Source organism: Micromonospora sp. bgisy143 (assembly GCF_057708145.1).
Window position 1 is genome coordinate 112,202 of the sequence record NZ_JBYIRN010000015.1, and the last position, 17,010, is coordinate 129,211.

The 17,010-nt window shown below is 72.5% G+C and carries 14 protein-coding genes; 7 read left to right on the forward strand and 7 right to left on the reverse strand.

Annotated features, from left to right (window positions below; genetic code table 11):
* The first annotated feature begins 7 nt into the window (after positions 1-7).
* Positions 8-355 carry a nitrite reductase small subunit NirD gene (gene nirD / locus AC3EN4_RS18785; protein ID WP_435207158.1) on the forward strand — a complete coding sequence of 116 codons (348 nt, stop codon included), beginning with the start codon at positions 8-10 and terminating at the stop codon, positions 353-355.
* Positions 355-1,443, forward strand: a complete 1,089-nt coding sequence (locus AC3EN4_RS18790; RefSeq protein WP_422736937.1) for a uroporphyrinogen-III synthase — start codon at positions 355-357, stop codon at positions 1,441-1,443. The genes nirD and AC3EN4_RS18790 overlap by 1 nt, the downstream gene beginning before the upstream one ends.
* A 45-nt stretch (positions 1,444-1,488) precedes the next feature.
* On the opposite strand, the gene AC3EN4_RS18795 is transcribed toward AC3EN4_RS18790, so the two are convergent.
* The 4 genes from AC3EN4_RS18795 to AC3EN4_RS18810 all read right to left on the reverse strand — a co-directional run bounded on the left by AC3EN4_RS18795 (position 1,489) and on the right by AC3EN4_RS18810 (position 6,125).
* The gene (locus tag AC3EN4_RS18795; RefSeq protein WP_355050731.1) at positions 1,489-2,115 is read right to left on the reverse strand and encodes a GTP-binding protein; all 627 of its coding nucleotides are present in this window, start codon (positions 2,113-2,115) and stop codon (positions 1,489-1,491) included.
* Entirely contained in the window at positions 2,096-2,461 is a 366-nt protein-coding gene (locus AC3EN4_RS18800; RefSeq protein ID WP_282305307.1) for a DUF742 domain-containing protein, read from the reverse strand. Before AC3EN4_RS18800 ends, AC3EN4_RS18795 begins: the two co-directional genes overlap by 20 nt.
* Positions 2,462-2,550: 89 nt before the next feature.
* Positions 2,551-2,958, reverse strand: coding sequence for a roadblock/LC7 domain-containing protein (locus tag AC3EN4_RS18805; protein ID WP_030329975.1), 408 nt, complete (start codon positions 2,956-2,958; stop codon positions 2,551-2,553).
* Positions 2,955-6,125: a sensor histidine kinase gene (locus AC3EN4_RS18810; protein ID WP_435207135.1), complete on the reverse strand. Its 3,171-nt coding sequence runs from the start codon at positions 6,123-6,125 to the stop codon at positions 2,955-2,957. Before AC3EN4_RS18810 ends, AC3EN4_RS18805 begins: the two co-directional genes overlap by 4 nt.
* A gap of 446 nt (positions 6,126-6,571) precedes the next feature.
* Between AC3EN4_RS18810 and AC3EN4_RS18815 the strand changes: the two genes are divergently transcribed.
* Positions 6,572-7,753 (forward strand): ABC transporter substrate-binding protein, encoded by a 1,182-nt coding sequence (locus AC3EN4_RS18815; RefSeq protein ID WP_435207136.1) that lies wholly within the window; start codon positions 6,572-6,574, stop codon positions 7,751-7,753.
* A gap of 306 nt (positions 7,754-8,059) precedes the next feature.
* Here AC3EN4_RS18815 and AC3EN4_RS18820 read toward each other — a convergent pair whose 3' ends face one another.
* On the reverse strand, positions 8,060-8,920 hold the full coding sequence (locus tag AC3EN4_RS18820; protein WP_435207137.1) for an ABC transporter permease: 861 nt from the start codon (positions 8,918-8,920) through the stop codon (positions 8,060-8,062).
* 128 nt (positions 8,921-9,048) lie between these two features.
* Entirely contained in the window at positions 9,049-10,080 is a 1,032-nt protein-coding gene (locus AC3EN4_RS18825; protein WP_355050735.1) for an ABC transporter substrate-binding protein, read from the reverse strand.
* A gap of 268 nt (positions 10,081-10,348) precedes the next feature.
* On the opposite strand from AC3EN4_RS18825, the gene AC3EN4_RS18830 reads away from it, so the two are divergent.
* The 4 genes from AC3EN4_RS18830 (at position 10,349) to AC3EN4_RS18845 (ending at position 15,306) form a co-directional block, all read left to right on the forward strand.
* On the forward strand, positions 10,349-11,134 hold the full coding sequence (locus tag AC3EN4_RS18830) for an ABC transporter ATP-binding protein (RefSeq protein ID WP_435207138.1): 786 nt from the start codon (positions 10,349-10,351) through the stop codon (positions 11,132-11,134).
* A gap of 2 nt (positions 11,135-11,136) precedes the next feature.
* On the forward strand, positions 11,137-12,087 hold the full coding sequence (locus AC3EN4_RS18835; protein WP_435207159.1) for an LLM class F420-dependent oxidoreductase: 951 nt from the start codon (positions 11,137-11,139) through the stop codon (positions 12,085-12,087).
* Positions 12,084-12,392: a cupin domain-containing protein gene (locus AC3EN4_RS18840; protein ID WP_266246239.1), complete on the forward strand. Its 309-nt coding sequence runs from the start codon at positions 12,084-12,086 to the stop codon at positions 12,390-12,392. Before AC3EN4_RS18835 ends, AC3EN4_RS18840 begins: the two co-directional genes overlap by 4 nt.
* A gap of 76 nt (positions 12,393-12,468) precedes the next feature.
* Positions 12,469-15,306: a hypothetical protein gene (locus AC3EN4_RS18845; protein WP_435207139.1), complete on the forward strand. Its 2,838-nt coding sequence runs from the start codon at positions 12,469-12,471 to the stop codon at positions 15,304-15,306.
* A gap of 105 nt (positions 15,307-15,411) precedes the next feature.
* On the opposite strand, the gene thiC is transcribed toward AC3EN4_RS18845, so the two are convergent.
* On the reverse strand, positions 15,412-17,004 hold the full coding sequence (gene thiC / locus AC3EN4_RS18850) for a phosphomethylpyrimidine synthase ThiC (RefSeq protein WP_435207140.1): 1,593 nt from the start codon (positions 17,002-17,004) through the stop codon (positions 15,412-15,414).
* Between the last annotated feature and the right edge of the window lie 6 nt (positions 17,005-17,010).

The window sequence follows — 17,010 nt, forward strand, 5'->3', positions numbered from 1 at the left end:
CATCACGATGACCACAATGACCACCCTCGGCTGGACGGCGGTCTGCCCCCTCGACCGGCTGGAACCGGAGCGGGGTGTCGCCGCCCTCGTCGACGGGGTGCAGGTGGCCCTCTTCCACACCGTGGACGGACTGTTCGCGATCGACAACCGTGACCCGGTCACCGGCGCGTACGTGTTGTCCCGGGGCATCGTGGGCAGCCGTGGCGGCGTGCCGACGGTCGCGTCACCGCTGCACAAGCAGGTGTACGACCTGCGTACCGGCGAATGCCTCGACCTGCCCGGGGTGACCGTGGCCCGGCACGACACGCGCTGCCACGACGGGATCGTCGAAGTGCGGTTGCGACGGGAGGGCTGATGCGGGAAGAACTGGCCGGCTTCACCATCGGGGTGACCGCCGACCGGCGGCGCGACGAGTTGGCCGCGCTGCTCGAACGCCGGGGCGCCCGCGTGGTGCTCGCCCCGGCGTTGCGGATCGTGCCGCTGTCCGACGACAGCGAACTACGCGAAGCGACCCGCGCCTGCCTCGACCAGCCACCCGACATCCTGATGGCCAACACCGGCATCGGGATGCGCGGGTGGCTGGAGGCGGCCGAGGGCTGGGGGCTGGCCGAGCCGCTGCGCTCGGTGCTCGCCAGCTCGTACGTCGTCGCCCGGGGTCCCAAGGCGCGCGGCGCGATCCGCGCTGCCGGCCTGCACGACCAGTGGTCACCGGCGTCGGAGAGCTGCGACGAGGTGGTCGACCACCTGCGCCGGCGGGGCGTGGCCGGGCAGGTGATCGCCATGCAGCTGCACGGTGAGCGGCAGCCCGAGTGCACGCTCGCGCTGGAGGCGGCCGGCGCCACGGTGATCGAGGTGCCGGTCTACCGCTGGGCGCCACCGACGGACCCGGCGCCGCTGCACCGACTGATCGACCTGATCGCCGGCCGGCTGGTGGACGCGGTGACGTTCACCTCCGCGCCGGCGGTTGAGGCGCTGCTGCGCACCGCCGGCGACCGTACCGACGCGGTGTTGTCCGCCTTCCGCACCGACGTGCTGGCCAGTTGCGTCGGGGCGGTGACCGCCGAGCCGTTGCTCCGGCACGGGGTGCCGGTGAGCGCTCCCGGCCGCGCCCGGTTGGGCGCCCTGGTCCGCACCATCGTCGACGAGCTGCCGCGCCGGACCGTGACGTTCAAGGCCGCCGGCCACCTGCTCACGTTGCGCGGACACGCCGCGGTGATCGACGGCGAGTTACGACCCCTGGCTCCCGCGCCGATGGCGGTGCTGCGGGCGCTGGCGCAGTCCCCGGGCCGGGTGCTGTCGCGTACCGCCCTGCTGCGGACCCTGCCCCGGGGCGCGGACGAGCACGCGGTGGAGATGGCGGTGGCAAGGCTGCGGGCCGGTCTCAACGCGCCCCGGGTCGTGCAGACCGTGGTGAAGCGCGGCTACCGACTCCGGGTCGACTGAAACGCGCCACGGCCGGCTGTCACCAGCCGGCCGTGATCGTATGGCTCAGCCGACCGGCGTGGGGAAGCCCCGGCCGTGCTCGGCCTGGAGGCGGAGCATGGCGTGCTCGACCACCGTCACCAGCACCTGCTTGACCGAATCCCGCTGCCGGGCGTCGGTCATCACCAGCGGCACCTGCGGCGAGATGGCCAGCGCCTCGCGGATCTCCTCCAGTTCGTACTGGGGAGCGCCGTCGAAGTTGTTCAGCGCCACCACGTACGGCAGGTTGCGGTTCTCGAAGTAGTCCAGCGGGGCGAACGCGTCGGTGATCCGGCGGGTGTCCACCAGGACGGCGGCACCCACCGCACCTCGGATGATCTCGTCCCACATGAACCAGAAGCGAGTCTGACCCGGCGTACCGAACAGGTACAGGATCAGGTCCTGGGCCATGGTGATCCGGCCGAAGTCCATGGCGACCGTGGTGGTCTCCTTGCCGGGCACCTTGGACGGGTCGTCGATGCCGACGCCGGCCGCGGTCATCACCGCCTCGGTCGTCAGCGGCGTGATCTCGGAGATCGAGCCGACCAGGGTCGTCTTGCCGACGCCGAAACCGCCCGCGACGACGATCTTCGCGGAGACGATTCCCCGGCTCGGCTGCCGCCCCCCAGCGGGGTCATAGCCTGCGAAGTCCACTTAGCACCCTTCCAAGCAGTTCCATCCGCTCCTCGAACCCCTCGGCGGGAGCAGCAGTGTGTAACGTCAGCAGGCTCTCGGCCACCATGTCGGCGACCAGCACCCGGGCGACGCCCAGCGGCATCCGGGTGTACGCGGCGATCTCCGCCAGCGACTGTGCACGGCCCTCGCAGACCGTGGCGATGCGGTGCTTGTCGTGCCCCGCGAACCGGGACTCGGCAACCTGGGTGGGAGAGGAGGTGAGGACCGCCTCGAGAGCGATGTCCTGCCGGGGCTCGGTACGACCACGGGTGACCGCGTACGGGCGTACCAACGCGCCACGCGGGTCAACGCGTCGCTGGTCCATCCCCGATCACCTCCTCGTCTCCCGCGGAGCCGGCGCACGCCGCCTCCCCTCCCTGCTCCGGCGCGCGGTCCGCGCGCCGGACCGCGGCGCTACGAACGCACCGCGTCCCGGGGCAGCGGCACCAGCGCGGCACCCACCCGTTCCACCAGCAGCGCCATCTCGTAGCCCACCTGGCCCACGTCGCAGCTCCGCGCCGCCAGCACGGCCATCGACGAGCCGTCACTGATCGACATGAGGAACAGGTAACCGCTGTCCATCTCGATGACGGTCTGCAACACCCCGCCCGCGCTGAACATCCGGGCCGCGCCCTCGGTCAGGCTCACCACGCCGGAGGTGATCGCGGCCAGCTGGTCCGCCCGGTCCGCCGGCAGGTCCCGGGAGGACGCGAGCAGCAGCCCGTCGGCGGACACCGCCACCACGTGGGCGATACCGGCCACGCTGTCGGCGAAGTTGGTGAGCAGCCAACCCATGTCCTGCATGGCAGCTGGCCTGTTCATCGGCTCTCCTTGGTCGAGGTGCTGTTCAGGTCCGTACCGGCCGACCTGCCGCGCTGCACGCCACGGTGGTAGGCCGACAACAGGCCACGTACTTCGTCGGGGGTCCGCCGGCTGCGGTCCCGACCACCCTTCGGTTCGATGCCGCCCGGCACGAGCTGCGCCTGCGGCACCCGCTTCGGCAGACCGGAGCGGGTGGTTCCGGCGGCGGCCGGCTCGGCGGCCCGGCTGGCCAACGTCCAACCCTCGTCGGCCGCCGTCCGCCAGGCGTCCGGGTCCGGTGCCGGCGGTGCGGCAGCCGGTGCGGGCGCCGCCACCGGGGCGGCCGGGGCAGCGGGGGCGGCCGGCGGCGGGGTGTACGACGGTGGCGGGGTCGGCGTCGAGGCGCCCCGACCGCCGGTCTTCGCGTTGCCGAATCCGTCCATGCTTCCCACGCTCTGCGCTCCGGTGCCCTCGGAACTGCCCGGGGTCCGGGTGGGCAGCGGCGGCCGGGCCGGTGCGGCGGCGGTCGACGGACCGCCGTTGGTCATGCGCGCGCCGGCGTCAGCGGGTGGGGGCGGCGTGTCGAACTGCGGCCGGGTGAAGATCGCGGTGGCGTCGTCGCCGTGCGACCGGAACCAGACCGCCTCCATCTCCCGGAAGATCGGAGCCTCGGCGGGGAACTCCGGCCGGGTGCTGACCGGCGCGGCCGGCGTCGGCGGTGCGACCGGCGCGGCGGGCTGCACGGGCGGCAGCGGCGTCGCGGCCGGTGCCGGTGGGGCTACCGCGCCCGGCCCGGCGACCGGGCCGACCGGCAGCACCGGCGCGTTCCGGCCGTCCGTGGTGTCGGCCGTCGCGCTCCGCCGGGGCAGCGCGTCGATGGTCGGGTACGCCACGGTGGGGCTGCCGGCCGAGGTGCCGTTGCTGTAGGCCGGTCGCGCGGGCGGCGCCGGTACGGCTGGTGCGGCGGCGGGCGGCGCCGTCGGAGCTGCCCCTGGGTAGCCGCCGGCCTGCACGGCCGGGGTGGTGTCCCGGGTGTCGAGCGGCGACTGCCACTGCGCGGGGGCCGGGGCGGCGTTGGTCCGCCACTGGTCCGGCAGTGTCGCCGCCGAGGCGGTCGCGCCGGCGTACGACTCGGCGTGACCGACCGGGGTGAGCGGCGTCTGCTCGACGGCCATCGGCTGACGCGGACGGGTGAGCGCCTGCTCGCGTCCCCGGCTGCTGGGCAGGATCACGGTGGCGGCGGGCAGCGTCACCTGGGCGACCGTGCCGCCCTCGACGTTGCGGCGCAGCTCCACCCGGATGCCGTAGCGGGAGGCGAGCCGGCTCACCACGGCCAGACCCATCAGCCGGAACGCGGCGACGTCCACGCTCGGCGGGGCGGCCAGCCGGCGGTTGAGCGAGTCGAGCTGCTCGTCGGTGAGGCCGAGGCCGCGGTCCTCGATCTGGATCAGCACGTAGTCGCGAATGCGGCGACCGTCGGCGACGACGGTGGTGTTCGGCGGCGAGAACCGGGTGGCGTTGTCGAGCAGTTCGGCGACGAGGCGTACGACGTCGTTGACGGCGTGCGCGGCCACCGAGATGTCGGTGTCGACGGTGCCGAACTCGATGCGGTTGTACAGCTCGACCTCGGACTGGGCGGCGCGCAGCACGTCCACGACGAGCGCGTCGTCGCGGCGCGGCACGGCCGAGTCGGCACCCGCCAGGACCAGCAGGTTCTCGTCGTTGCGGCGCATTCGGGTGGCCAGGTGGTCCAGCTCGAAGAGCTGGGCCAGCCGCTTCGGGTCCTCCTCGCCGCGCTCGATCGCGTCCAGCTCGCCGATCATCCGGTCGACCAGGGTCTGACTACGGCGGGCCAGGTTGAGGAACATCGCCGAGACGCTGGTGCGCAGCGCGGCCTGTTCGGCGGCGACCCGCACCGCCTCCCGGTGGACGACGTTGAAGGCCGACGCCACCTGGCCGACCTCGTCGCGGTTGGTGAGCTGGATCGGGTCCCGCACCTGGCGGACGATCTCGTCCACGCCGCCGTCGCCGACGCTGCCCATGTTCTGTAGCCGTTGCACGGCGTCGGGCAGGTCGTGGTTGGCCACCGCGAGGGCGCCCTCGCGCAGCCGGCGCAGCGAGTCGTTGAGCGACCGGGCCAGCACCACGGCCAGCGACACGGCGATGATCAGGGTGAGCAGCACCAGGATCGACTCGACCACGGCCTGCCGGATGACGTCCGAGCGCGCCTCGTCGGCCTGGTCGAGCAGCCGGTTCTGCAGCTGGATCTCGGCCCAACGCATCAGGTCGTTGACCGCGCCGATGGCCGCGGTGGCGTCCTGCGCGCTGACCAGCGGGCGCTGCCCGACGGAGCGGCTGATGTCGGTGGCGACCCGGTCGGAGAGGCCGACGGCGTCACCGGAGACGGTGCTGTCGACGAGGGCCCGCTGCACCGGGTCGGCGGCGAGCGAGAAGGCGACCAGCGCCTCCTGCTGACTGGTCAGCGTGGCCACGAAGGAGGAGAACTGCTCCGGGTCGAGCTGACCGGCGGTCAGCGCGGTGAAGGCGACCGCCTGTTCCTCGGCGACGGACGCCTTGGCGTGGGCGAACGCGGCGACGGCACGGCGGCTGTCGGCCAGGCCCTCGTCGCCGGGGAGCTGGGCCAACCCGTCGCCGTAGCTGATCAGGTCGGTGAGGATGACGCCGTAGCGGAGCACCGCCTCGGCGACCGCCATCTGCCGGCGGTCCAGCACCTCCTGGCGGGTACCGTCCAGAGTGGCCAGGTGGTCGTCGATCGCCGCCAGCCGGTCCCGCAGTGCCGTCGGCACCTCGCCGATCCGGTCGCGCTCGGCGCGGTACTCGTCCACCCGCTGCTGCGTCTGGCGTACCCGCAGGTTGTACGCGTCGGCCGGCTGCTGCGGGGTGGCCAGGTAGGCCGCCGCCGCCATCCGCTCGGACTGCAGATCCTGGGTCAGCGCGCTGACGTCGATGGCGAGCGCGGTGAGCGACCGGGCCCGGGTGGCGTCGTAGGCGCCCTCGCCGATGGAGATGAGCCGGACGGTGGCCAGCGCGATCACCGCGGCCACCGGAACGACCAGGATCAGCGCCAGTTTGGACCGGATCCGGGCGTCCCGCAGCCTCGGCAGGCGCCGGCGCGTACGCCCGGTTTCGCCGCCGATCGCGGGCAAGGTCGTCGGTCCGGTGCTCACGACATCGCCTCCGTCGTTTCTTCCCCGCCTGACCCGCCGAGCCATGCCGGGAGCGGAGGGGACCACGCGCGGCACGGCCGCGATTTCATCAGAGAAGATCGTGTTTGGGAAGCCGCAGTGAGGCAGGAAACGGTCGCACGGCGCGGAACCCTTGATCCGGTCAACTGATACCTTCATTTCCGCAAGCCCCTGAACAGGGCATGTAACTCCAGAGTGGTCACGCGTGTATGCAAAGTGAGGTTTTGCAAACATTGCGTTACCCCAGCATGTGGGATGGCCGTCCCGAAAATGCAAGCGGGGTCCGCGCTTGACCACAGCGCCGGCCATTGGCAAGGTTTTGCAGGCTTCGCGCACACACCGTACGGCAGAGGAGATCCCGTCCTCCACTGAGGACGGATTAGCGGCGGTGACCGGGCAGCGCCCGCGCCCGCACCTGGAGGACTGAGTTGAGCCCCATCCGCTCCGCGACCATCGCGGCGCTCGCATCGGCCCTCGTGGCCACCACGCTCACCGGCTGCCAGTTCGGCGAGGCGGAGCAGGACACGAGTCCGATCGTGATCGCCGCCGACCTCGAGCTCTCCGGTGCCGCCGCACCAATGGGCCGGGCCTACCAGCGCGCGCTGGAACTCAAGCGGGACCAGTTGAACTCCTCCGGAGCACTGAACGGCCGGAAGATCGACCTCAGGGTGAAGGACAACCGTTCCGACGCCGCCGAGTCACTGCGCAACATCGCCGACTTCAGCAGCGATTCCCGGGTCAGCGCGATCGTCATGGGCGGTTGTAGCGAATGCGCGGTCGGTGCGGTCGGTGTCATCAACGAGAAGCGGATTCCCACCATTGCGCTCGCCGCTTCCGGAGCGATCTCGAGCCCGGTCGCCGACCGGCGCTACGTGTTCAAGCTCGGCCCGAACGCGGCCGACAGCGCCTCCGCCCTCACCACCGAGCTGCGCCGCAAGAACGTCCGCAAGGTCGCCCTGCTCGCCAGCAACGACGACTACGGCCGCGAGGGCGTGCTCGCGCTGCGCCGTGAACTGGGCAAGACCACCATCAAGGTGGCCGGCGAGGAGTCGGTGAAGACCACCGACACCGAGGTCGGCCAGCAGGTCGGCAAGCTCGTCAAGCTCAAGCCGGACGCGCTGGTGGTCTGGACTCCGCCGGAGCAGGCCACGCTCGCCGCGACCAGCGCCCAGCAGGCCGCGTTCCGTGGGTCGCTCTTCTTCGACGCGGGAGCGGCCGGCGACCTCTTCCTCGGCGCGGCGGCCCGGGCCACCGAGAAGGCCACCATGGTCTTCACCCAGACCATGGTGATCGACGACGTGATCGCCACCACGCCGGCGAAGGCCGCCCGGCGGCAGTGGTTCCAGGACTACACGGCCCGCTACGGCGGCTACAACGGCTCCTCCTCCTTCGCCGCGGACGCGATCCAACTGATCGCCGACGCCGAACTGCGGGCCGGCGGCCCGGCGGGGAAGGTCGACCGGGACGGCATCCGTGACGTGTTGGAGACGTCCCAGATCGACGGCCTCTCCGGCCCGATCCGGATGACGCCCGACAACCACTCGGGCCTCATGCCCCAGGCGCTCACTACGCTTGTCGCGCGCAACGGACGCTGGCGGCTCGCGGGCTAACCGACTCTCCGGGCGGTCAGGCTTGGCCCCTGCACCCAAGATCCGCGCAACATCCCCGATGTTGCTGCCTCCGGCACCGCTGAAGCAGCAACATCGGTGAAGTTGCGCGGATCTTGAGGACCGATCGTCGAGGAGCCGCGCTGAACGCCTCCCGGCGTGGCGGGAGGCGCCGCCATCGCTCGCAATCTTGGACAGTTCCGTCGGCTGCCGACGGAACTGTCCAAGATCTAGCCTGCCAACTGCTCCCGCGCTCGGACGACGTCGCCCGTACGTTCTGCCGTCCACGCCGCCAGGGTGCGCCCCCGGTCAGCGGCTGCTGGTGGTTTCTCGCACCCAGGGCAGCGCGATCCGCTCGACGAGCACCAGCGCGGTGTAGAGCAGGATGCTGACCAGCGCCACCAGCATGATCGCCGCCCAGGCGGTGGCGGTGTCGCCGACGCCCGCGTACTGCGTGATCACGTAGCCCAGGCCCTTCTCCCCGGCCTGGAACTCGCCGATCACCGCGCCGATGGCCGCCAGCGGCATGGCCACCTTGAGCCCGACGAAGATCTGCGGCAACGCCGCCGGGAACCGCACCTTGCGGAACGCCTGCCAGCGGGAAGCGTTCCACGACCGGACCAGCTCGGCCAGGTCGGCCGGCGTGGTGGTCAACCCGGTCGCGGTGGACAGCACGATGGGGAAGAAGCAGAGCAGGAACACCATGGTCAGGATCGGCTTCTGGCCCCAGCCCAACGCCACCACCAGCAGCGGCCCCAGGGTGATCTTCGGCACCGCGTTCACGGCGACCAGCAGCGGGGTGAACATTCGCTCGACCGTCTGGGAGCTGGCCAATGAGAGTCCGATCAGGACACCGGCGGCGGCCGACAGGACGAAGCCGATCAGGATCTCCAGCAGGGTGGCCCAGGTGTGCTCCAGCATCTGCGCGGGCTTGTCGACGAACGCGGTGAGCACGCCCCCCGGCGGCGGCAGGGCGGCCGGGTGGACCAGCTCCAGCCGGGCGATCAACCACCACGCGGCCAGGGCGACCACGAGGCCGGCCGCGGGCAGCAGCGCCGCACCGGTCCCCGCGCGCAGGCCGGCGCCCCGACCCGCCCGACGCACCTGGCGGCCGGCGCCCGGGGATGGGGGCGCCGTCACCGCCGGCTCGGCTGAGCGGACGTCGGTCATCTTGTCCTCCTCGTTGTCCGCCGACCCTCGCGGGCCGACAAGATTCACCGGCCCACGGGGCCGACAAGCGACGGGGGTACGCCCCACCGGAGACCGGTGGAACGTACCCCCTGGTGACGACCGGACGATCAGGCCTTCGGCGCGAGGCTGAAGTCGATGATCTGCTCGGGGGTGATGTTCTGCTTGAGCGCGCCCGCGCCCTGCAGGATCGCGATGCTCTTCGCCACCCGGCCGCTGTCCAGCGTGCCGATCGCGGTGCCGGAGTTGCCGGAGCGCACGTACGCGGCCATCAGGTCCAGCTCGGCGGCGGCGGCCACCGGGTTGGCGGCGTCGACGTTCTTCTTCAGGATCTCGCCGGCCTCCTTGGAGTTCGCCAGGCTGTACTCGAGGCCCTTGAGCAGCGCCGCGGTGAACCGCTTCACCATCTCCGGCTTCTCCTTGGCGATCTTGCTGGAGGTGATCAGCACGTTGCCGTAGAGGTCCTGCATCACGTTGCTGTACGGCAGCATGACGGCCTTCTTCTTGGACACCGCCTCGATCGTCGGCTGGCCGACGACGAACTGGCCGATGCCGTCCACCGAGCCGGAGGCGAGCGTGCCGATCAGCGCCTGCGCCTCACCGTTGACCCAGGTCACCTTGCTGGCGTCCACACCGGCGAGCCGGGCGTACGTCGGGAACAGGTTGCGCACCACGGAGCCGGGGGTGTCGGCGAGCTTCTTGCCCTCAAGGTCCTTGGGCGAGTTGATGTTCTTGCCCTCGACGGTGGCGATACCCGCCATCGTGCGCTGCTGGATCGCGGCCACGGCGGTGAAGTCCTTCGCCTGGCCGTTGCCGAGCTGGAGCAGACCACCGGTGAGGTCGATCGGGCCGAAGTCCGCCTGACCGCCGACGACGGTCTGGATCACGCCACCGGTGCCCTGGCCGGCCTTGATCTCGACGTCGAAGCCGGCCTCCTTGAAGAAACCCTTGTCCTTCGCCACCCAGGCGTAGGAGTCACGGCCGAAGTTGCCGAAGGAGGTGAGGTAGGTCACCTTCTCCAGCGCCCCGTCTTTGCCGCCCTTGGCGTCGTCGGACGAGTCCGACCCGCTGCTGCAGGCGGAGACGAGGGCGAGGGCGGTGGCCAGCGCGGCCGTAGCGACCGTACGGGTCAGCCTTCTCATCAGTAGCACCATGTCCTTTCCGACCGGGACCGCAGGCCACCGGAGGGGTTGTCGCGACGGTGCCGGCGGGAGGGGCAAGCCGGGCACCGCCATCGTGAGGGGACTCTTCGCGGGCACAGCGTACGAGAAACCCACAGTTGCGACGCCAGGCGTATCGGGTTGCGGATCGGAAACAACATGACGACCACCCCGGACGGTGCGACATGTCAACAGGGCGGCTAGCCTTTGTCGGATTCCTGACCGTCCACTCAGCGGAGGTCCGCCGCAGATGATCCGACTGTCCGGGGTGTCGCGTACCTTCGAAGGCCGGTCCGGCCAGGTCGAGGCCCTTCGCGGCATCGACCTCGACGTCGCCGAGGGCGAGTTCGTCGCCATCCTCGGGCGCTCCGGCTGCGGCAAGTCCACCCTGCTGCGGCTGATCGCCGGACTGCTCCCGTTGACCTCCGGTGAGATCACGGTGGCCGGTACGCCGATCACCCGCCCGCGCCGTGACATCGCCATGCTGTTCCAGAAGCCGGCGCTGCTGCCGTGGCGCAGCGTGCTGGACAACGTCCTGCTGCCGGTGGAGATCTTCGGCTGGAGCCGCGCGAAGCACCGTGAGCGGGCCCGGCAACTGCTCGACGTGGCCGGGCTGGCCGGGTTCGAGAAGCGGCTGCCGCACGAGCTGTCCGGTGGCATGCAGCAGCGGGTTTCGCTGTGCCGGTCGCTGATCGGCGAGCCCCGGGTGATGCTGATGGACGAGCCGTTCTCCGCGCTCGACGCGCTCACCCGTGAGGAGCTCTCCGGCGAACTCCAGCGCGTGCACATGGAGAACAAGCCCAGCATCGTCTTCGTCACCCACTCGATCGACGAGGCGGTGCTGCTCGCCGACCGGGTGATCGTGCTGAGCCCGCGCCCCGGCCGGATCCGCAAGGTGGTCGAGGTGTCCATCCCCCGCCCACGCACCCTGGGCCGCAACGCCCACCTCGCCGACGTCGCCCGGGTCAGCGCCGACCTGCACGAACTGTTGATGGAACGCGACCAGCCGGCCACGGCCGGCGCGGAGGGACGATGACCATGCGGGTGTCGGTGTTCACCGAGCCGCACCGGGGTGCCGACTACGACACCCAGCTCCGGTTCGCCCGGCTGGCCGAGGCCGGGGGCTTCGAGGGCTTCCTGCGGGCCGACCACTACCAGTCGATGGGCGACGACCCCGGTCTGCCCGGCCCGACCGACGCGTGGCTGACCCTGGCCGCGTTGGCCCGGGAGACCGAACGGATCCGGCTGGGCACCCTGGTGACGTCGGCGACCTTCCGGCTGCCCGGTCCGCTGGCCGTGCTCGTCGCGCAGGTCGACCAGATGAGCGGCGGCCGGGTCGACCTGGGCATCGGCGCCGGCTGGTACCAGCGCGAACACACCTCGTACGGCATCCCGTTCCCGGCCGTCGGCGAGCGGTTCGACCGGCTGGCCGAGCAGCTCGAGGTGATCACCGGGCTGTGGTCCACCCCGGTGGGCGAGACGTACAGCTTCACCGGCGACCACTACCGGCTGGTGGACGCGCCCGCCCTGCCCAAGCCGAAGCAGGTGCCCGGCCCGCCGATCATCGTGGGCGGACGCGGCCCCAAGCGGACCCCCGAGCTGGCCGCTCGGTACGCCCACGAGTTCAACATGCCGTTCAAGTCCGTGGCCGAGACCGCCGAGGCGTACGACCGCGTACGGGAGGCGTGCGACCGGACCGGCCGCGCCGGCACCGGGCGCGCGCCACTGGTGCTCTCCGCCGGCATCGTGGTGGCGATCGGGCGCACCGACGCGGAGGCCGCCCGCCGGGCCGCGCCGCTGCACGAGAAGAGCGCGCTGCCGCCGGAGGACCCGGTGGTCGGCTCGCCGGCACAGCTGGTGCAGCGGATCGGCGAGTTCGCCGAGATCGGCACGAGCCGGGTGCACCTGCGCCTCACCGACCTCGACGACCTCGACCACCTCGAGCTGATCGCCGCCGAGGTGCTTCCCCAACTGGACGGTGGACGATGACCGACGTGATCGACGGCACCGAGCTCGGGCCCGTGGGCCAGGAGATCGTGTACGAGAACGACCGGGTCCGGGTCTGGCACATCCGGCTCGAACCGGGTGAGCGCCAGCCCCTGCACCGGCACGACCACCCCTACCTGGTGGTGGCGATCCAGGGCGCCAAGAACGTCGTGCAGACGATCGACGGAACCCGGATCGACGCCGACGAGCCCACCGGCGGTGTCGTCTACCGCGACCCCGGGGCGGTACACATGCTCACCAATGTCGGGGACACGACATACCTGGCCCGGCTGGTCGAACTCAAGTAGACCCGCCGATCGCCACCGGCGCGCCGCGCGGCGCGCTGGTGGCGATCGGGTGTACCAGGTGCGTAACGTGCCGGACATGGCCTATCGGACCTGGGGCAGACTGCTGCTCACGGCGCTCGGGGTGAGTGTGCTGGCCGGAGCCGGCCAGCTCGGCGTCGCGTACGGCTTCGGCATCGTCCGGCTCACCGGCGCCTTCACCGGCTCGACGGTCAACCAGTGGCCGGCCCAGCTCGTCTGGGTGGGCTGGTTCGCCGCGAACGCCGCCGTGGCCGGCGCCGTCCTGACCGGACGGCTGGCCCGCCGGGACGTCCCGCCCGCCAGCACCGGCCGGCACCTGGCCATCGGGGGTGCCGCCGCGCTCGGCGCGACCGCCGTCGCCCCGCTCTGCATGCAGCCCGCCCGAGCCGCCGAGTTGATCTCGGTGGACCCGGTCTGGGCGGTCGGCATCTGCGCCATCCTCGGCGCGGTCATCGGCGCGGGCGCGGCCATCGCCGTACTGCTCCGGCCGGAACTGGGCTGGAACATGGCGGCCGTGGCCGGGACGATCTGGCTGCTGGCGCTGGTCTCCGTCCTGCCGTCGCTCGGCACGACCGGTCCGCTGCCCACGGTCCGGCTCGGCGTCCTCGAACCGAACTGGCTGGACGACGCCGCCGCGCAGCGCCTGGCGCTGCTCGTACTGCCCCTGGTGGCGCTGCTCGCGGGCGCGGCGACCGCCGGACTGGCCCGCTGGCGCGGCCAGCTCCCGCTGGTCAGCGCGGCGACCGGGGTGGCCGGTCCGGTGCTGGTGGCGTTCGCGTACCTGACCGCCGGCCCCGGCGACGCCGTCGACCGCTACCAGACGACCCCCTACTACGGCGCGCTGATCGCCGTGCTCGCCGGTGCTCTCGGGGCCACGGCCGCCGCCCTGCTGCGCTGGCCGCTCGGCGTCCGCGCCGCCGGTTCCGAAGCGATCGCACCCACCGACATCCTGCGCCCGCTGCCCACCGGCCCGACGCTGCCCGGCGACGAGCCGGCGGCGTCGACCGACGGCCACCCCGACACCGAGCGCGTCGACGGGCAGCCGGCCGGGACCGGTCCGGGTCCGCGCGCCGGTGCCGACACCGCCGGGGTACGCACTGTCCCCGCCCACTGGGACTGGCCGTCGACCACGGCGAGCGGTCAGCACGGCCCGGCCCCCGCCGACGCGGTGCGCAGGGGTACGGCCGCTTCGTCCGCCGGCACCGGCCAGCGGACCGACGCCGGCCTGTCGGCAGGCGACGCCGCGACCCCGGAGGCGTTGGCCGACGGCGGGCGGTACGACCGCACACCGGACCGCCGCGCCTCCTGGCTGACCGACCCGACCGGCGAGTTCACCGCCGGGCGGCAGCCGTCGCGCCGCGACGCGGAGCCGACCTCCGGTGCCGTCGAGCCGATGCCCACCGTCCCGGCGTCCGCCGCGTCGGCGTCCGGCCCGGGCGCGACGGCCGGCGTCAGCCCGACGCCCGACGCGGACGACGACAGACCGACCGGCGGCGACACGACCCGCCGGGACGAGTCGGACAGCGACCGTACGGCGGCCAGCACTCCCGCAGGCCCGCTCACCACGGGCAGCGCCGACACCGCGGTCCCCGACGACAGCGGTACCCCGGTCTCCGGCGGCGCGGGCTCGCCGGCCACGGACCCGGCCGTCACCCCGGGCACGGGCGCGACCGTCACCCCGGACGCGAAGAGCGCGGGCACGTCGGGCACGGACCGCGCCGCCGGCGACGGCACGGTCGAGGTGTCCACGCCCAAGCCGCGCCGTCCGCGCAAGGCGAAGTCCGTGCCGACCGCCACCCCGGCGGACACGGCCGCCGACGACACGACCGCAACCGACGGGACGCCGGCCACCGACGACACTGCCGCAGCCGACGGGACGACGGCCACCGACGAAACGGCCGCTCCGACCGGTGTACGCGCCCGGCGGGCGACCCGCGCCGGCAAGGGCACCACCAGCGCCGACGCCGCCCGGCCGCTGGACCGGGACGCTTCGGCGCCGGACCAGACGGGGGCTCCGAGCCCCGAGCCCGCCGCAGCCGCCCGGACCGGCGGGGACCCGCGGGCCGAGGCAGCGGGCGCGGGGAGCCCGTCCGACACGTCGTCGGACACCCCCGTCCGGGCCGACGATGCCGTGCCGACCCCGACCTCCGGTGCCGACCGCACCGACCCGGCCTCCGCCGAGGACGGCCCGGGCGGTTCGCTGTTCGGTGCGGTCGCGGGGGCCGACCGGTGGACGCCTGCGGCACCGACCTGGGCGGCCACCTCCTCAGGGGCCACGGCGGCGGCCGATCCCGAGCCCTCCGCCGCGTACGCCTCCGACGACGCAGCGGAGTCGACCGACCGGACGCCCCGCTTCCGGCACCGGCCACCGCTGCCCGACCTGAGCCGGGTGCCCAGCTGGGACGCCTTCGACACCACTCGTCGTACCCGGACACCGGACCCGGGCACCGGAACGTCGGACCAGAGCGGATCGCCCGACCCGGCCACCGGTACGACCGGGCCGGCCAGCAGCACGATCGGCCCGGACGAGGCGGCCAGCGCGCTGGCCGCCCTGGCGAGGTCCATCGTGCCGCCGTCGATCCCTCCGGTCCTGCCGGAGCAGGGCGGCGCGTCCAACACCGCCGGCACACCGGAGGGCGACACGGGAGGGACGTCCACGGACGACGCCCGGCAGTCCTCGCGGCGGGGACGGCTCGGTGGTCTGTTCCGGCGTAACCGAGCGCGCACCGACGAGGAGAGCCGGACCGCGCCCGACGCGGCCGAGCCCCTGCCCGCGCAGGACGAGGAGTTCGTGGACTGGGTCGCCGGCCTCGGCAAGCCGGTCACCGACAACGAGCCCGAGCAGGAGAGCGGCCGCCGCTCGCTGCGCTCCACCGGCCGGCACCACCGCGACTGAACTGATCGACTCGGGTTCCGTGCAGCCGGGCCAATCCAGTCGCGCGGATGCCCCGACGTCACCGAACCCGAGTCGATCATGCCCCGCCGGTCACGGCGAGCCCGGTCAGGCCAGCGGCAGGTAGACCTTGCCGCCACCGGAGACGAACTCCGCCGACTTGTCCTTCATGCCGCGGGCGGCGTACTCCTTCAGCTCCTGAGTGATCTTCATGGAGCAGAACTTCGGGCCGCACATCGAGCAGAAGTGGGCGGTCTTCGCGGGCTCGGCCGGCAGGGTCGCGTCGTGGTACGAGCGCGCGGTCTCCGGGTCGAGGGACAGGTTGAACTGGTCCTCCCAGCGGAACTCGAACCGCGCCTTGGACAGCGCGTCATCCCACGCCTGCGCGCCCGGGTGCCCCTTGGCCAGGTCCGCCGCGTGGGCGGCGATCTTGTACGCGATCACGCCGGCCTTCACGTCGTCCCGGTCCGGCAGGCCGAGGTGTTCCTTCGGGGTGACGTAGCAGAGCATGGCGGTGCCGAACATGCCGATCATCGCGGCGCCGATCGCCGACGTGATGTGGTCGTACGCCGGCGCGATGTCGGTGGTCAGCGGCCCGAGCGTGTAGAACGGGGCCTCGTGGCACCACTCCTGCTGAAGGTCCACGTTCTCCTTGATCTTGTGCATCGGCACGTGGCCCGGGCCCTCGATCATCACCTGCACGTCGTGCTCCCAGGCGATTTTCGTCAGCTCGCCGAGGGTACGCAGCTCGGCGAACTGCGCCTCGTCGTTGGCGTCCGCGATCGAGCCGGGGCGCAGCCCGTCCCCGAGCGAGAACGTCACGTCGTAGCGCGCGAGGATCGCGCACAGCTCGGCGAAGTTGGTGTAGAGGAAGTTCTCCTCGTGGTGCGCCAGGCACCAGGCCGCCATGATCGAGCCACCCCGGGAGACGATCCCGGTCACCCGGTCCACGGCCAGCGGCACGTACGGCAGCAGCACGCCCGCGTGCACGGTCATGTAGTCCACGCCCTGCTCGGCCTGCTCGATGACCGTCTCCCGGAACACCTCCCAGCTCAACTTCACCGGGTCGCCGCCGACCTTTTCGAGGGCCTGGTAGATCGGCACGGTCCCGATCGGCACCGGCGAGTTCCGCACGATCGCCTCGCGGGTCTCGTGGATGCGCTTGCCGGTGGACAGGTCCATCACGGTGTCCGCGCCCCAGCGGGTCGCCCAGGTCAGCTTCTCCACCTCCTCGGCGACCGACGAGCTGACCGCAGACGTGCCGATGTTGGCGTTCACCTTGACCAGGAACGCCTTGCCGATGATCGCCGGCTCGCACTCCGGGTGGTTGACGTTGAGCGGCAGCACCGCCCGGCCGGCGGCGATCTCGGACCGCACCAGCTCCGGGTCGACGTTCTCCCGGATCGCCACGAACTCCATCTCCGGCGTCACCACACCGGCCCGCGCGTACGCGAGTTGCGTGGGTCGACGACCGTCCACCCCGGCCAGCGGCGTACCCGCGCCCCGCACCGGGGCCACGTCACCACGCTCGGCGATCCACGGGCCGCGCAGCGCCGGCAACCCCACGTCCGGATCCGAACCCGGACCGGACGTGTCGTAGAGCCGTACCGGCGGAAGGTCACCGGTCAGCTTCACCTCCGCGAACGGCACCCGCAGATCCGGCCGCGACCCCTCGACGTACACCTTGCCTCGTGCCTGCATGACAAC

What these genes read in the sequence shown, in the direction of transcription:
- nirD (WP_435207158.1), top strand. Translation starts at nt 8, where the DNA reads ATGACCACAATGACCACCCTCGGCTGGACGGCGGTCTGCCCCCTCGAC.
- AC3EN4_RS18790 (WP_422736937.1), top strand. Translation starts at nt 355, where the DNA reads ATGCGGGAAGAACTGGCCGGCTTCACCATCGGGGTGACCGCCGACCGG.
- AC3EN4_RS18800 (WP_282305307.1), bottom strand. Translation starts at nt 2,461, where the DNA reads ATGGACCAGCGACGCGTTGACCCGCGTGGCGCGTTGGTACGCCCGTAC.
- AC3EN4_RS18805 (WP_030329975.1), bottom strand. Translation starts at nt 2,958, where the DNA reads ATGAACAGGCCAGCTGCCATGCAGGACATGGGTTGGCTGCTCACCAAC.
- AC3EN4_RS18820 (WP_435207137.1), bottom strand. Translation starts at nt 8,920, where the DNA reads ATGACCGACGTCCGCTCAGCCGAGCCGGCGGTGACGGCGCCCCCATCC.
- AC3EN4_RS18825 (WP_355050735.1), bottom strand. Translation starts at nt 10,080, where the DNA reads ATGAGAAGGCTGACCCGTACGGTCGCTACGGCCGCGCTGGCCACCGCC.
- AC3EN4_RS18830 (WP_435207138.1), top strand. Translation starts at nt 10,349, where the DNA reads ATGATCCGACTGTCCGGGGTGTCGCGTACCTTCGAAGGCCGGTCCGGC.
- AC3EN4_RS18835 (WP_435207159.1), top strand. Translation starts at nt 11,137, where the DNA reads ATGCGGGTGTCGGTGTTCACCGAGCCGCACCGGGGTGCCGACTACGAC.
- AC3EN4_RS18840 (WP_266246239.1), top strand. Translation starts at nt 12,084, where the DNA reads ATGACCGACGTGATCGACGGCACCGAGCTCGGGCCCGTGGGCCAGGAG.
- AC3EN4_RS18845 (WP_435207139.1), top strand. Translation starts at nt 12,469, where the DNA reads ATGGCCTATCGGACCTGGGGCAGACTGCTGCTCACGGCGCTCGGGGTG.
- thiC (WP_435207140.1), bottom strand. Translation starts at nt 17,004, where the DNA reads ATGCAGGCACGAGGCAAGGTGTACGTCGAGGGGTCGCGGCCGGATCTG.